At 50.1% G+C, this 14306-nt stretch carries 8 protein-coding genes; 3 read left to right on the top strand and 5 right to left on the bottom strand.

Annotated elements, in window-relative coordinates; genetic code table 11:
• Positions 1-407 precede the first annotated feature (407 nt).
• The 4 genes from NDA02_RS25130 to NDA02_RS25115 all read right to left on the bottom strand — a co-directional run bounded on the left by NDA02_RS25130 (position 408) and on the right by NDA02_RS25115 (position 3887).
• The gene (locus NDA02_RS25130) at positions 408-1133 is read right to left on the bottom strand and encodes a hypothetical protein (RefSeq protein ID WP_190790725.1); all 726 of its coding nucleotides are present in this window, start codon (positions 1131-1133) and stop codon (positions 408-410) included.
• Positions 1134-1141: 8 nt separating this feature from the next.
• Positions 1142-1633, bottom strand: coding sequence for a hypothetical protein (locus tag NDA02_RS25125; RefSeq protein WP_190790726.1), 492 nt, complete (start codon positions 1631-1633; stop codon positions 1142-1144).
• Complete coding sequence (locus NDA02_RS25120) at positions 1633-1803, bottom strand: DUF4058 family protein (protein ID WP_190790727.1); 171 nt, start codon at positions 1801-1803, stop codon at positions 1633-1635. The genes NDA02_RS25125 and NDA02_RS25120 overlap by 1 nt, the downstream gene beginning before the upstream one ends.
• 374 nt (positions 1804-2177) lie before the next feature.
• Positions 2178-3887 carry a hypothetical protein gene (locus tag NDA02_RS25115; protein ID WP_190790728.1) on the bottom strand — a complete coding sequence of 570 codons (1710 nt, stop codon included), beginning with the start codon at positions 3885-3887 and terminating at the stop codon, positions 2178-2180.
• Positions 3888-5218: 1331 nt separating this feature from the next.
• On the opposite strand from NDA02_RS25115, the gene NDA02_RS25110 reads away from it, so the two are divergent.
• Positions 5219-8782: an alkaline phosphatase gene (locus tag NDA02_RS25110; protein ID WP_190789637.1), complete on the top strand. Its 3564-nt coding sequence runs from the start codon at positions 5219-5221 to the stop codon at positions 8780-8782.
• Between the two features lie 277 nt (positions 8783-9059).
• On the opposite strand, the gene NDA02_RS25105 is transcribed toward NDA02_RS25110, so the two are convergent.
• A complete protein-coding gene (locus NDA02_RS25105) occupies positions 9060-10457 on the bottom strand; it encodes an ATP-binding protein (protein WP_348256147.1) in 1398 nt (465 codons plus the stop codon).
• A gap of 133 nt (positions 10458-10590) precedes the next feature.
• Here NDA02_RS25105 and NDA02_RS25100 point away from each other — a divergent pair, with 133 nt between their 5' ends.
• Together NDA02_RS25100 and NDA02_RS25095 are read left to right on the top strand one after the other, a co-directional pair.
• Entirely contained in the window at positions 10591-11283 is a 693-nt protein-coding gene (locus tag NDA02_RS25100) for a response regulator transcription factor (protein ID WP_190794415.1), read from the top strand.
• Between the two features lie 240 nt (positions 11284-11523).
• Complete coding sequence (locus NDA02_RS25095; RefSeq protein WP_190794414.1) at positions 11524-14301, top strand: cation-transporting P-type ATPase; 2778 nt, start codon at positions 11524-11526, stop codon at positions 14299-14301.
• Positions 14302-14306 lie beyond the last annotated feature (5 nt).

Below are 14306 nucleotides of genomic sequence, written 5' to 3'. Positions count from 1 at the left end.
CAACAAGATACGGGCACGGGTCAGTTTGCGAGCCGAGTGCTTTCCAGTCCTCAACAGGGTTTCTAGCTGTTGAACTTCGGCATCCGTTAAATCGACGATGTAACGCTTCTGACCCATAATGATCTTCCTGGATTTGAGTCACCTTACCAGAAATAACCCCACCAGGCAAAGTTCCCTTGGCAGACTACTAGATGCAAATACCTGATCTATCCTAAAGGTTAGCAGTGCAGGAGCGATCGTGCCGTTTGATCAACCCCTTTCAAACCTACAGATCACTCAGATCGCTCGCAGCGGTTAATCTAGGAACCTCAAGATTGACGCGACGAGGAATTGCAAAATAGGCTGTCTAAGCCGACTTCTAACCAGGGGCCTGAGGGCATACCGCGAAAGGGGAGTAACAGACGCATTTAACAGCCGACTAGAACCCAAATCTGCTCGGTTTCGTAGAATTTGCCCCGCTGCTCGATTGTAAACCCGCCTAGCAGCAATGCAAGCCACAATTGCACCAATGGCATCCGCACCATTTGCTGAAGCTGCACCAGCGGGATGGTTGCAATCTGGTGCTTCCGCAAGCACTGGGCGATCGCTTCAGTCCAGGTCGAAACATCTTCATCATGCGCAATGCCCATTGCCTTATTAAAAGCTTCTACCTCGGTTAAGCCGGGAGCCTGGCTCATCTGCTCATCTAATGCCTGCAACAATGCAGCTTGGTCTAACTCCCCTATCACTGACCCCATTTCGTCCGGTTGTTCCGCAATTCCCCAAAGGGGTAATCGCTCCTGCTGTTCTCGCATCTTTCTAGGCAAACGCTCGATCGGTTCGATGAACAGCTCAAAATCAACCTCCATCGTTTGCCGCACATAGCGATCGAAGGCATCTAAGGGCATGACGGGACCTTCCTCACTGGCAGTCGCCTCCAACTCTTCAAACGCGAGTACGGATCGTTTCTGAAACACCTGCACAATCTGGGCGATCGCTTCTGCTGCCATCTGCAACTGCCCAACGGTATCCAGGTTAGCCAGAGCGCTTTCCAGGACATCAAGTAATTGCTGCAAATTCGCCTCGTCCGGCGCGATCGTCGCCTCCTTCAACATCTCCCAAAACGGCAATTCCAGTTGCTCGATTGGTTGCATCTCAGCCCTCACGCCTGTAATGGACAAGGACGAATCGAACACAAATTTGGATCAAGCCGAGTGAGGCTAGCAAACTTCTTGATGCCGTATCGCTCCTCCAGCACATTCAGCATTTTGCCCACATAAGTATGCACTTGGCTGGGAACCATGCCTGCACAGTGAACCGGAGGAACGATCGCCACTTTCTCTTGCCCTTGCCAAATCTCAGCCGCAATTGCGTGAACTGGAGTGTCTGCTCCTGCGCTGCGATATACTACCAACACGCCGAATACCAATTGATTGAGCGGCTCAAATTCGACCTGGATTTCTTTAAATCCGGCTTCCTTGCGTTTGCGGCTGCGCGTTTGATTGATACGACCGCGATTGCGAGCATACGATCTGCGACTATAGCAAACTGACGGATTCCAGCAGCCATCCCCTGCCTCACCATGCAGCTTCTGCGCCTGCTCTGCCGACAGCATGGCACACTTGCAGCACTTCTCAGGCAACGTCTTCACCATTAGCCACCTTGCAGGGGTGCTAGCAAGGCAATGCCCCATTGCTGATCTGCTTGAGAGAGGGCAGGCGGGGGAATCGGTTGGCGATAATCGCTCCGAGTTGCATAGCGAGCACGCTTAAAGAACTGGCTAAAGGTTTCCTGTAAAGGTACAACTGGCTCGATCGCATGCATGACCCCAACCGCTTGTATTGTCTTGATTGTACTCTAACCCCAGATTGTCTTCTGATAAATGGATGCTTCAGTCCCACTATGTCTTTAGCGATTATGTCTTTAGCGATCTGACAACCGAGGTAAAGCAGGAGAAGGTACCCCAACCACAGTCTCAAGAACGCCATAGTCTCAAGAATGCAGCTCATCATTCGGGAGGCAAAGCATGACAGTGGGTGAGGTTCCCTTGACACGGCCGGGATGTAGATGCTTATGTGCAGCAGCGTCAAGCTCAGACCGCAGCGATCGGAAAGGAACTCTCACCGCAAAGTCTGCGATTCGTCTCGAACTCGAACCGGAGTAGGAGAAGGCTGCTGACGTACTGGGGGTGAGAATCTTCAATTCGCTGAGGAGATAGACTGCGTCGCTTGCAAGGCTTGCCCTAACACCTCAGCTGCTCTTTCCCGATCGGAGGTGCCAAACAGTCCTGCAACCTTATCCTGCAGCTGCATCATGAACCGTTGAATTGTTCCTTGTGCCTCAGCTTGCGGTTCAGCATAAGCACGAGCGATCGCAATGAGTGCCTGTGCTCGATCGACCGGATCAACGATGGATTGAGCCGTTTGCAAAGCGGCATCGAACTGCTTCTGCTGGGCAAACCCCTGTACCACTGAGGGCAGTAGCCATGCGATTCCTTCACTTTGAGCAAGCTGCATTGCCCGCTCTGGTTGCCCCGACTGAGCATAACCCTGCACAAGGTCTGGCGTGAATCCCTCCAGCTTGCCAGCCTGAACAAGTTGCAGTGCCTGTTCGGGCTGTCCTGCATCAAGATACCCGACTGCCACTTCCGACAAAATGCCTTTGACCTGCTGTGCCTGGACAATCTGCCATGCCTGGTCTGGCTGCTTTTGCTGCAAATAGTGTCTGACGATGCCAATCATCGCGCCGTTGCGATTGGGGTTGGACTGCGCCAGCTTGATCGCCGCTTCCAGATTGCCTGCCTCTGCATGGGCGATCGCAATATTTCCCAATGTCCCCTGTCGTGCGCTGGCGGGCTGAATCTCCTGAACAATCTGCATGGCTCGCTCGAAGTCGCCGATCTTGGCATAGCCCACTGCGGCTTGACCCAGCGCATCTGCATCAGCTCGACCTCGTCGGGCATTATTAGGGGCAATGGCTCTAGCAAACTGGTAAGCCTCTGCCAGTGTCGCCACTGCTTTGTCGTTCAAACCCAACTGCTGGTAGAGAAGCGCCGCATCAACAAGCTGAATCGCTTTGTCAAGGGGGAACGAGTCAGCGGGGCGGCTGCGAATTTTTGGGAGGGTTTGATCCAGGACGGCGATCGCCTGATCATTTGCGCCTAGCTCAGTAAACTGTCGTGCCGTCCAAAGGAGAGCGTGTCTCTGCAATGAAGCCGTTTCAGGGTTCTCGGTATCCAGCGCTGCCGAACTGGTGATTGCCTGTTCCAGTACCGCCTTTGCAGGTTCAGGGTGTCCTGCCAGAGCCAGCTTCATGCCCATGTTGTTTAACGTTTGCGTTTGGTAGTAGGCATCGTCAATTTTTTGCGCTTGGGCGATCGCTTCCTTCAGTAACTTATCCGCTCGCTGAGATTGTCCTGCTTCCAGCAAATCAGCTGCAATTTCTGACAGGGTAAGTGGATCGCCCATCCCACTGCCGAGCGCGATCGCTAACTCAAATTGTCCTGCTTCGGCAAATTCCCCAGCCCGATTCATTAACGATTCGGTTGGAGACGTGGCGCTGCCGCTACATGCGGTTGCCGCTTGAGTGCGGGCAGTCTCGATCGCCTCTGCAACCCATCGCTTGCCTTCTGCCTCCTGTCCAACCAGCAAATAGCTGCCTGCTACTTTTGCCAGAGAATTTGCCTTAAAGCAGGGTTGCATTGCCGCCGCTGCCTCCAGTGCTTGCTCGGAAACAGCAACGGCCTCTTGCGAATCACCAAGTTTTGCATATTGAAAGGCAATGTCTGATAGCAATCTGGCTTTCAGATCTGGAGCAGGCAGGGCAACCGCTTTCTCCGGGGTGAGAATCCCAAGAACGGGCAGGGCTACCAGGAGGAGAAGCTTGACACAAAGCACGTTAGATTTCATAGTGGCTCGACGGGGATAGGGAATTTGAGTAACTGGCTATCATTCGGCAATGCACCCCGATCGTGAAACAATGTTGCGGCTCACTTCACTCCCAATGGAGACGGTAAGGTTCACCCTTTGATTCTGAATGATGCTCGGAACAAAGAGAAAAGCCATCGAATCAACCTTAAGAACAGCTACAAGGTAAGACTGGAGCAGGCAACATTAAGAGTGAATGCCCCAAGGCTCGCGTAGGCATAATCTTCTAGCCCAGCCTTGCCCCAACCACTTGGAGTGAACCGCCTTCCGCATTTCGCAAAGGTTATGGGAAAGCCTGCTCTTTGCTCTCCAAACTTGCACTGTCCCGCTTGGCAGGGCTGAGTGCCAGTACAGAGGGTGTCACAATGAGCGGGCTGCTTGTAGCGCAGAAAGGTGATTGTCAAGCCCACTGCCATTAAGATGATGAAGGGAATCTTGATTCCTCTATAAGCTAAAGGGTTACTGCTTGCCATCAGGGCTGAATCGAAGATCTGATCCAGCTATCAGTAACTTAGTGCTACGAAACCTAAACGTACCTGATTCAACCTCAACTCTTCATCGGTTTTCATCTTAAGCGGTCAATTCACAAAGTTTTGCTCAGTAGAGAGTTGAGGCGTTGACGGCAGTGAAATGCATCAGTTACCATTACATCTTCCCTCCAGCAACCCTGGCAACGTCCTCTTGTAGCAATGCACTTGCCTCTACATCCCTTGAGCATCTGCTTGAAACTACTACAGCCTGCGGTATTGCTCTATAGTCACCTCTAAAGACGTGACGAGTTTCCTTTGTCTTCCTCTGCTAACAGGCGATCTTCTCAGCTCGCAGTGACTGAAGCAATATTGGGCTTAGTCTATCAACCACTGGATCTGGCAGTTTCGAACATACGAGTTCGAACATACGAGCTGCCCAGTTGCAAATTCCAGGCGTGACAATGATTTCTTCCACAATATTTGTCCTTCTATACTTGTCCCTCTAAAATATTTGTTCCCCTATCTGTCTTTGGAAATAGATTATTTTGTTTAGTCGTTTCTTAATTAATTGTAAAGTAACACCTTAAACCTGTATTAATCTTTTTGTTGAATTCTATTATCTGGCGAGCTTAATCAGTTTGCTGTAAAAGCATCTACCTAGTCTTGATTTTGAAACGTCGTAAACTGATCTCTGAATTAATTTGGTTGAAAATTCTTTCCAAGCATCAGTTTTCATCCCCTAATCTAGGGTTTTGTTAAACCATTTCCATTCTTGCCGACGTGTTCCTTCGGGTAACACAACGATCCCTTGTGCTTTTCAACTTGCTAACGCTCTGAGGTTTTATGACGAACGGTAATCACGTTATTTTCCTTCACCCTGACGGTACGAGCCCCTCTCACTATGCAGCGGCACGATTTGTCTCTCAAGGACCGGACGGCAGGCTTAACTGGGATCGATTAGAAAATGCAGGTGTTTATTTAGGACACATGGAGGACCAGCTTACTGGAACCTCTAATGCAGGAGCAGTTACCCACGCGACGGGAACGAAGGTTTACGCAGAATCTTTTGGTCTCAATCAAGACGGCTCTCCGGTAGTTGCCCGATCGGGTAGGGTGGGTCAAACGATTGTTGAAGAAGCGATCGCAGCCAATAAAGTCACGGCTCTCGTGCAATCCGGTGCAATTATTGAACCGGGAACGGCTGCCTTTGTGGCTCAGGTCGGCGAAACGACGATCGATGATCGACGGGTTCCTCCTCGTCAACGGCAGGCAGACATTGCCAGAGAAGTGATTTTATCTGGAGTTGATTTCATTCTGGCGGGCGGCGAAATTAACTTGCTGCCTGTAGGAACGGATGGTTTTCATGGTAGTGCTGCTACATTGGATGCCATTAGCACTAATCCGCTCAATCGCCCTACTGAAAACCTGATTGAACTGGCAAAGAGTCAAGGATACACGGTTGTTTATACCCGTGATCAACTGTTTGAGTTATTAGATGCAAACAAGTACGCTACGACACCAACGAAGGTATTGGGGGTGTTTGCGGCAGAGGATACGTTTAACGATGTCACAGAAGAAGTGTTGGGGTTAAATACTGACAACCCTCGCCCGCTCTTTGTTCCAACTGCACCCACGATCGGTGAGATGTTGGAAGTAACGCAACAACTAGTCGAGCGTCATCCTAACTTTAATAATGGTTCGATCACGATTCTGGAAGAAGAGGGTACTGATAACTTCGGCAACAACAACAATGCTTCGGGTGTCGTAGAAGCAGCAATTCGAGCCGATCAGGCGATCGGGGTTGCCCTTGATTTTGTTGAACGAAATCCCAACACGCTGATTTTAACGGCAGCAGATAGTGATGCAGGCGGGTTAGAAGTGGTCGATCGAGATGATCCGACTGCTCCGGTAGGTACGATCGGTGTGAATCCTAATCCTGAACCGCGCCAAAATCTTTTAGACGGTACGAAGGGAACAAACACAACCCCTTTTATTGCCGCTCCTGATGCCAATGGGGATGTTTTTCCGTTTGCGGTGGGTTGGGTCGGTACGCCGGATGTGCCGGGTTCGATCGTTAGCAAGGCACATGGTTTGAATGCCGAAAAACTGCCATCTACGGTAGACAACACAGGGATGTACGAATTGATGTACGAAACCCTGTTTGATGCAGAATTGCCCTCACGAGTTGAGCCTCCGATTCCTGCTCCTGAAGCAACTCGCACGACGGGAAATGTAATTTTCATTCACCCCGATGGCACGAGTCCTTCTCACTACATGGCTTTGCGTAACACTGATCTGGGTCCTGATGGCAGGCTCAATTGGGACATGATGAGCAATGCTGGAGTCTACCTGGGACACATGGAAGACCAGCTTACCGGAACGTCAAATGCCGGAGCCGTGACCCACGCCAATGGGGTGAAGGTGTTCTCAGAGTCCTTTGGGCTAGAAGAGGACAATACTGAGGTGATTCCGCTGTCGGGCAACCGGGGCAAAACGATTTTAGAGGAGGCGATCGAAGCGGGTAAAGCGACGGCATTGATCCAGTCGGGTCAATTAGCAGAGCCGGGAACGGCTGCTTTTGCGGCTGAAACAACAAATCGTCAGGGCAATAACATTCGGGCACGAGATAAGTACGCTGAAATCATTGAGCAGGTGATTCGCTCTGGAACGGACGTGATCATGGGCGGCGGGGAACTCTATATGCTGCCGATCGGCACAACTGGATTTCACGTCACGGCTGAAATCGATGCTTCAGAAATCCGCCCAGAACGTCGTCCAACGATTAACCTGATTGAACTGGCAGAATCCCTCGGCTACACCGTGGTTTACACCGAGGAGCAGATGAATGCAACTGTCAATGGTGCAAATCCGCCTGAAAAACTGTTAGGTGTGTTTGCGGCAGAGGATACTTTCTTTGACGTTCCTGAAGAAAGATTGGGACTCAATACCGCCGATCCGCAACCGCTCTATGTGGAAACGGCTCCGACTGTAGCTGAAATGCTGGATGCCAGCTTGAAGATTGTCAACCGCGACCCGGATGGCTTCTTTGTGGTGCTGGAAGAAGAGGGAACCGACAACTTTGCCAACAACAATAATGCTGTTGGAACAGTCGAAGCGGCTCGACGGGCAGATGCGGCGATCGGCGTGGCGATGGACTATGTGAATACTCAAGACCCCAATACTATGATCGTGACGGCGGCAGACAGTGATGCAGGGGGGCTGGAGCTTGTTCAGTTTGCGCCCTACACTCGTCCAACCGGGAACTTTGATGCCAGCAACCCTGAGCTTGCAGCATCGCAGCCGGAAGTTCCTTTCGTCAACAGCAATGGGAATAATCCAAACTACCTGGATGGCATTAATGGCAGCACTGCCAGCCCTGAAAATCCCTGGCGATCGTTCCCCTCTCAACCAAGCTTAGATGGTCCGCTAGGCAACTTTGCGGTCGGTTGGGTTGGCACTCCCGACTTTCCAGGTAGCATTGTGTCAAAAACCTATGGCTTAAATGCTGACATTCTGCCCAGCACGCTTGATAACACTGAAATTTACCGGATGATGTATCAATCCCTGTTTGGGATTCGGCTGCAAAATCCCTTGAATGTTCAAGATCAGCAGGGCGTAACGCAAATCGGATTGGGAGAAGGCGCACAGATCAGTAACTTTGGCGGTGTGGGTCGGGGAACGAGTCCCTCTGAGGAAACGATCGCTGAAGTCGATACGCTTCAGTTTACCGGGGAAGGTTTAACGGCTCGTAACCTGCTGCTCACGCAGAGCGGTGAAGACCTAGTCATCACTTTTGAGGGGGTTAACAATGTTCGAGCTGTCCTGCCTGACTTTGATCTGGAGAATCTAGATAACTTATCCCTGGAGGGAAGTGGAGGCGGAAAAATTGGCAATCTTATCTTCAACGGGGAAGATGCTGTCAGTGATAGCTTTGATGTGATCAATGCTGATGCCGATGTCGATACGGTATTGAACTCGAATACGGTCACTTTCCTTAACGATCGCAGTAACCGCACTGCTGGATTGAATGGTTCTAATGATGTAATCAATGCGCTTGGTGGTAATGATTACATTGAGGGATTGGGTGGTGATGATTTATTGCGAGGTGCTACAGGGAATGACACTTTGGATGGCGGTACAGGAGATGATTTATTAACGGGCGGCGATGGCAAGGACATCTTTAGGCTGGCGATCGGAGAAGGCACAGATACCATTACCGACTTCAGCAGCGAAGATGATTTGTTGAGCCTGAGCGGACTTACCTTTGAACAGCTAACTCTGGTTCAGGGAAGCGGCGATCAGAGCGCAAATGCCTTTGTGCAGGCGGCAGGCAGTAGTGAAGTGCTGGCAGTTCTGGCGGGTATTCAAGCCAGCACCCTCAGCAGCAACAACTTTGTGCTTGCTTAATTGCGATTGCGTCTGAAGAAGTCTGCTCAATTTTGAGTGCGTTAAGGTTCCAGTGATCTGATTGAAGATGACTGGAACCTTGTCTTTTAGCCTGATGCAATTTTGAGCGCATAAACGATCAGTAAGTAGTGTTTTACCTATATTGATGGTTGCTGGTTAGCCAAAGGGACCAAACTCGTAACGATTGATGTACAGGCTTTGCTCCTTCTTCTTTATTTCCCTAAATGCCTCCTGAGCTACCTTGCTGCTCAATTTTCTGCCTCAAGATTTTCGATCGTCATGGCAGAAAACCAACTTTATCAGGCTGGGATATTCTAATCGTAAATGTTGTACCTATACCAACTTGGCTCTCTAGCAACAGCTTACCTTGATGCAAGTCTAAACATCTTTTAACCACTGCCATACCCAAACCACTTCCAGGTGCGCTGCCAACATTTCTGCCTCGGCAAAAGGGTTCAAAGATAGTTGCTTGTTCGTCTTCAGGAATGCCAATCCCTTGATCTCTGATTTCAAAAATTACAGCATTAGGTTCACAAATGACCGTGAAATTGATCGAAGACTCTGGAGAAGAATATTTAATTGCATTAGATAATAAATTACTGAGAATTGAGTAAATGAGTTTCTCATCTAAATAAGCATAGGTACGAGTACCGTACTTGTGAAACTTAATTGTTCTTGGCTGTTCGCTAAAAAGTTGAATATCTTCAACCAGATTTAAACAAAGAAACTGTACTTCCAGAAGTTCTGGTTTGCACTGCAATTTTCCAGCATCTGCCCTTGCTAAAGTCAGGATATCGTTTAGGAGCTGGGTCATTAATTTAGCAGACGCCTGTATCTGAAGCAGGTTCTTTAATTTACTAGGCTCAACCAATCTTTTCAAATTTTCCTGAAGTAATTGCGCTGATCCCACGATGACACTGAGAGGAGTTCGAAACTCATGCGAAACCATCGAGAAAAATTGCAGCTTCAGTTCACCCAATTCTTTCTCCTGCGCCAGCTTCTGCTGAATTTGCTCTGATTGTTGACGCTTAAACATCTGGCGATAGAGCAGAATATAAACACCCAGAAGCCCCACAAATGCCAGAATAGTTCCCAGATTTTCGATCGCCATTCTCACCTGTGAGTTTGCCTGAGATTGCTCGACCTGACTCTGCAAAAGCTGCTCCTCCTCGTTCTGTAGCTCAGTAATGATTCGACGAATTTGTGCCTGGTTCTGGTTAGTCTGCGCTACCCAAGGATTTTCAGCGGAAAGCAGAGTGGGCTGTTCGTAGAGTGCTGCTGATTGCTCAAGCAGGGTTTGTCGCTGCTGAATAAGTGTTTCTAGCAGGTTGAGCCTTTGTTGTTGAGCAGGCGTATCGGATAAGGGCTGTCGCAGTTTCTCTAATTGGAAGGTGAGATTCTGCATGGCTTGATGGTAGGCATCCAGCTCTGTTCGATCGCCTAACAAAAAATACCGCCAACGTCGAGCTTCGCTATCAGTTAGCGTTTCAGAAACGCTAGTTAAAGCAGTGAGGAGGTCGCTTGTTTGTTTGACCTGGGCGGCACTGTGAATGAGTTGGGTTGCATTTTGATAGGAGATTAAATTAATCAGCCCCAAGAGCAGCAGTGCCAGACAAAAGGATGCTGTGATCCATTTGCGTTCCATTGACCATTTCAGCACACTGAACGTCACCATAGCAGCCTGAAAGATTTACTGAGAAATTTACAATAGAGTAGGAGAAAGGCGATCCCGCAGGGCTGCGGACATTGGTGCCCGATCGCTGTTCTCCTGAATATGCCTTATCTCAGATCCCAAGTCTAAGACCTCAATGCGTATTTTGGTTGTGGAAGACGATTTGCGAATTGCTAACATGCTGGCGGAAGCCTTTACAAACCGTCAGTATAAAGTCGATGTGGCAGAGGATGGTGAAGCTGCGTGGGATTGGGTAAATACCCAGGATTACGACCTGATTGTATTGGATCTAACGCTGCCCAAGGTGGACGGTCTCCGCTTCTGTCAACAGCTTCGAGCCAGAGGAGCCGCAGCGCGAAATGCCGCAATTCCAGTCATGATGCTCACGGCGCGAGATATGATCGCAGACAAAATCATTGGGCTGGATGCCGGAGCCGATGACTACATGGTCAAGCCGTTTGACCTAGATGAACTGATGGCGCGAACTCGTGCCCTGCTGCGGCGGGGAAGTCCTAATGTCAATCCTACGCTGACTTGGGGCGAACTTCAGTTAAATCCAGCAACCTGTGAAGTCACTTACCGTGACACGCCTCTGAATTTAACGCCGAAAGAATTCGCGCTGCTGGAACTGCTGATTTCCAACGGTCGGCGTGTCATGAGTCGCCCAATTATTATCGAAAAACTCTGGACGCGGGAAGAATTACCCACCGAAGAAGCGGTCAAAACCCATGTTAGAACCCTCCGTCAGAAATTGAGAGCGGCAGATGCACCCGATGATCTGATCGAAACGGTGCATGGCATGGGCTACCGGCTCAAACAGTTCTCCTGAAAAGAGCAATCCCCCCGAAATCCCTCCGATTTCCTTCTGGCATCCTGACTTTGAGTTGGTAGTCTTTGGGTAGCACAGTGCTACAGGGGCGGACGTAAGTTCCTCCCTCGCTAGTCCGTTGCACTCCTTACAGCTTCTTACGTAACAAGAAGCATCACCCCATCCAGAACTTTGGGACTACTCCTCCCTGAAGTTCTGGAATTTTCCTCATTCACAAGTGAAACTTCCTCTCCAAAGGCTATGCAAATCATTGTGAATCACGCTTCAACGACTGCAACTTATCACGATCGATCGGGTAAAGATGTTGCCCGATTGCTCGAAAGTCATGCTGAGCGTGGGCTGGCTAAACGGGAAGTTACTCAACGGCGCAGACATTACGGTCTAAATGAGCTGGCAGCAAAGCCCGGAAAACCTGCCTGGTTGCGGTTTCTGCTGCAGTTTAATCAGGCGTTGCTCTACATTCTGCTGATTGCCGGAGCGATTAAAGCTTTCCTGGGATCATGGACAAATGCGATCGTCATCTGGGGCGTGACGCTGATTAACGCCATTATTGGCTATTTGCAGGAGTCAAAAGCAGAAGGGGCGATCGCTGCTCTGGCAAAAGTGGTGACCACAGAAGCAACCGTGGTCCGAGAGGGAAAAAGGCAGATAATTCCTTCACAGGAATTGGTTCCGGGCGATTTAGTTCTGCTGACTTCAGGAGACAAGGTTCCGGCAGATTTGCGATTGTTGCGTGTGCGCGGCTTACAAATTGATGAATCGGCGCTGACCGGGGAATCGGTTCCTGTTGAGAAAGACATTCAGCCGCTGGGCAGCAATACACCTTTGGCAGAACGCACGAACATGGCGTATGCAGGTAGCTTCGTTACCTTTGGGCAGGGTAGTGGTGTCGTGGTGGCGACTGGAAATAAAACAGAAGTGGGGCAGATTTCACAATCGCTGAACAATAGCCACAGCCTGAGTACGCCGCTCACACGCAAGTTCGTCAAGTTTAGCCAAACCCTGCTGTATATCATTCTGTCTGTGGCATCCCTCACGTTTTTTGTGGGGTTAGGGCAAGGACGCTCCTGGGCAGAAATGTTTGAAGCGGCGGTAGCTCTGGCAGTCAGTGCCATTCCTGAAGGACTTCCGGCAGTGGTGACGGTGACACTGGCGATCGGAGTAAATCGCATGGCACGTCGACACGCCATTATTCGCAAACTGCCTGCGGTTGAAACGCTGGGCGGTGCAACGGTCATTTGCTCGGATAAAACCGGAACGCTGACTGAAAATCAGATGACGGTGCAGGCAATCTATGCAGCCGGACAGCGTTATTTAGTAAGCGGCGTGGGATACAACTCGGAAGGAGAAATTCAACCTGTCACAGAAGAGGCGATCGCGAATGAGCGTCTTCCGTCTGTTGTAGGTTCTCCAAACCATACTGCCTTAGAAGACTGTCTGATTGCGGGTATTTTGTGTAACGATAGCCATCTGGAATGGAAAGAGGATCACTGGTCAGTCATCGGCGATCCAACGGAAGGAGCGTTGATTGTGGCTGCCCAAAAAGCAGGCATAAACCAATCCAAGCTCAATGAGTTGCTACCTCGCCTGGATGTCATCCCGTTTGAATCGCAGTATCAATATATGGCAACGCTGCATCATGGGGCGGATAGGAAAACGACGGGTGGCAATATTATTGGCAATATTATTTACGTCAAAGGTTCGCTGGAAGCCATACTGCGTCGATGCCAGAAGATGCGCGATGCATCAGGGCATGATATGCCGCTGTATCAGGGGCTTCTGGGCGTTGAAACAGAGCGTTTGGCAGAACAGGGATTACGAGTGCTGGCTTTTGCCGAAAAAACAGTGCCCAAGCAGCAGACGACGCTGGATCACGCAGACCTGAACAGTGGACTCACGTTTCTCGGTTTGCAGGGTATGATTGATCCTCCTCGCGCGGAAGCGATCGCCGCAGTGAAGGCCTGTCAGGCAGCGGGAATTCAGGTGAAGATGATCACCGGAGACCATTTAACCACTGCAACTGCAATTGCCGATCGCATCGGGCTTCAGAGCAAAGGTAACCTGTTTGGGTTTACCGGACAGCAGCTCGCAGAAATGAACGATTCTGAACTATCGCAGGCGGTTGAATCTGGCTCCGTGTTTGCCAGAGTTGCTCCGGCGCAAAAGCTGCGCCTGGTTGAAGCATTGCAATCGAAAGGTGAAATTGTGGCAATGACGGGAGATGGAGTGAACGATGCCCCTGCCCTGAAGCAAGCCGATATTGGAATTGCAATGGGCAAAGGGGGAACCGATGTTGCCAGAGAAGCAGCGGATATGCTGCTCACTGACGATAACTTTGCCTCAATCGAAGCAGCCGTTGAAGAAGGACGTACTGTTTATCAGAACCTGCGAAAGGCGATCGCCTTTATTCTGCCCGTCAATGGTGGCGAGTCGATGACGATCCTCATCAGTGCCCTGCTTGCTAGAGATCTACCCATTCTCTCGATCCAGGTGCTTTGGCTGAACATGGTCAACTCTGTTGCTATGACGGTTCCCCTTGCTTTTGAACCCAAAACCGATCGCACAATGGCAAAGTCACCCCGCGATCCAAGAGAGCCTTTGCTATCGGGCAGACTGTTTCAGCGCATTGCTACGGTTTCGGTCTTCAACTGGATTTTAATCTTCGGAATGTTTGAGTGGGCACGACGCACGACGGGAGATATTGCAGTTGCCCGGACAATGGCAATTCAGGCATTAGTTGCCGGACGAATTGTGTATTTGCTGAGTGTCAGCCATTTAGGTCGGGCAATCATGGATAAATTTCAGGGCCGGAATACTTCAATACGTGATGCCTGGGCGATCGGTCTTGGCATTTTAGGTGCGATCGTTCTACAAGTTCTATTCAGCCAGTGGAGTGTAATGAATGTCCTCTTTGCAACAGCTCCCCTCAGCCTCACGCAATGGTTAATTTGTCTTATTCCAATAATCCCGATGCTCTTCTTGACCGTATTTGTCGATCGTCTTGACCCAACAGAATAAGGAAT

The organism is Leptolyngbya sp. ST-U4, assembly GCF_039962215.1.
Taxonomy (GTDB): Bacteria; Cyanobacteriota; Cyanobacteriia; order Elainellales; family Elainellaceae; genus Leptolyngbya_A.
Note: the sequence above shows the minus strand (reverse complement) of the source record. Positions and strands in the feature narration are given on the sequence as shown.

Coding starts and splice junctions, on each gene's coding strand:
- NDA02_RS25130 (WP_190790725.1), bottom strand. CDS start 1,133: ATGCAACCAATCGAGCAACTGGAATTGCCGTTTTGGGAGATGTTGAAG.
- NDA02_RS25125 (WP_190790726.1), bottom strand. CDS start 1,633: ATGGTGAAGACGTTGCCTGAGAAGTGCTGCAAGTGTGCCATGCTGTCG.
- NDA02_RS25120 (WP_190790727.1), bottom strand. CDS start 1,803: ATGCATGCGATCGAGCCAGTTGTACCTTTACAGGAAACCTTTAGCCAG.
- NDA02_RS25115 (WP_190790728.1), bottom strand. CDS start 3,887: ATGAAATCTAACGTGCTTTGTGTCAAGCTTCTCCTCCTGGTAGCCCTG.
- NDA02_RS25110 (WP_190789637.1), top strand. CDS start 5,219: ATGACGAACGGTAATCACGTTATTTTCCTTCACCCTGACGGTACGAGC.
- NDA02_RS25105 (WP_348256147.1), bottom strand. CDS start 10,457: ATGGTGACGTTCAGTGTGCTGAAATGGTCAATGGAACGCAAATGGATC.
- NDA02_RS25100 (WP_190794415.1), top strand. CDS start 10,591: ATGCGTATTTTGGTTGTGGAAGACGATTTGCGAATTGCTAACATGCTG.
- NDA02_RS25095 (WP_190794414.1), top strand. CDS start 11,524: ATGCAAATCATTGTGAATCACGCTTCAACGACTGCAACTTATCACGAT.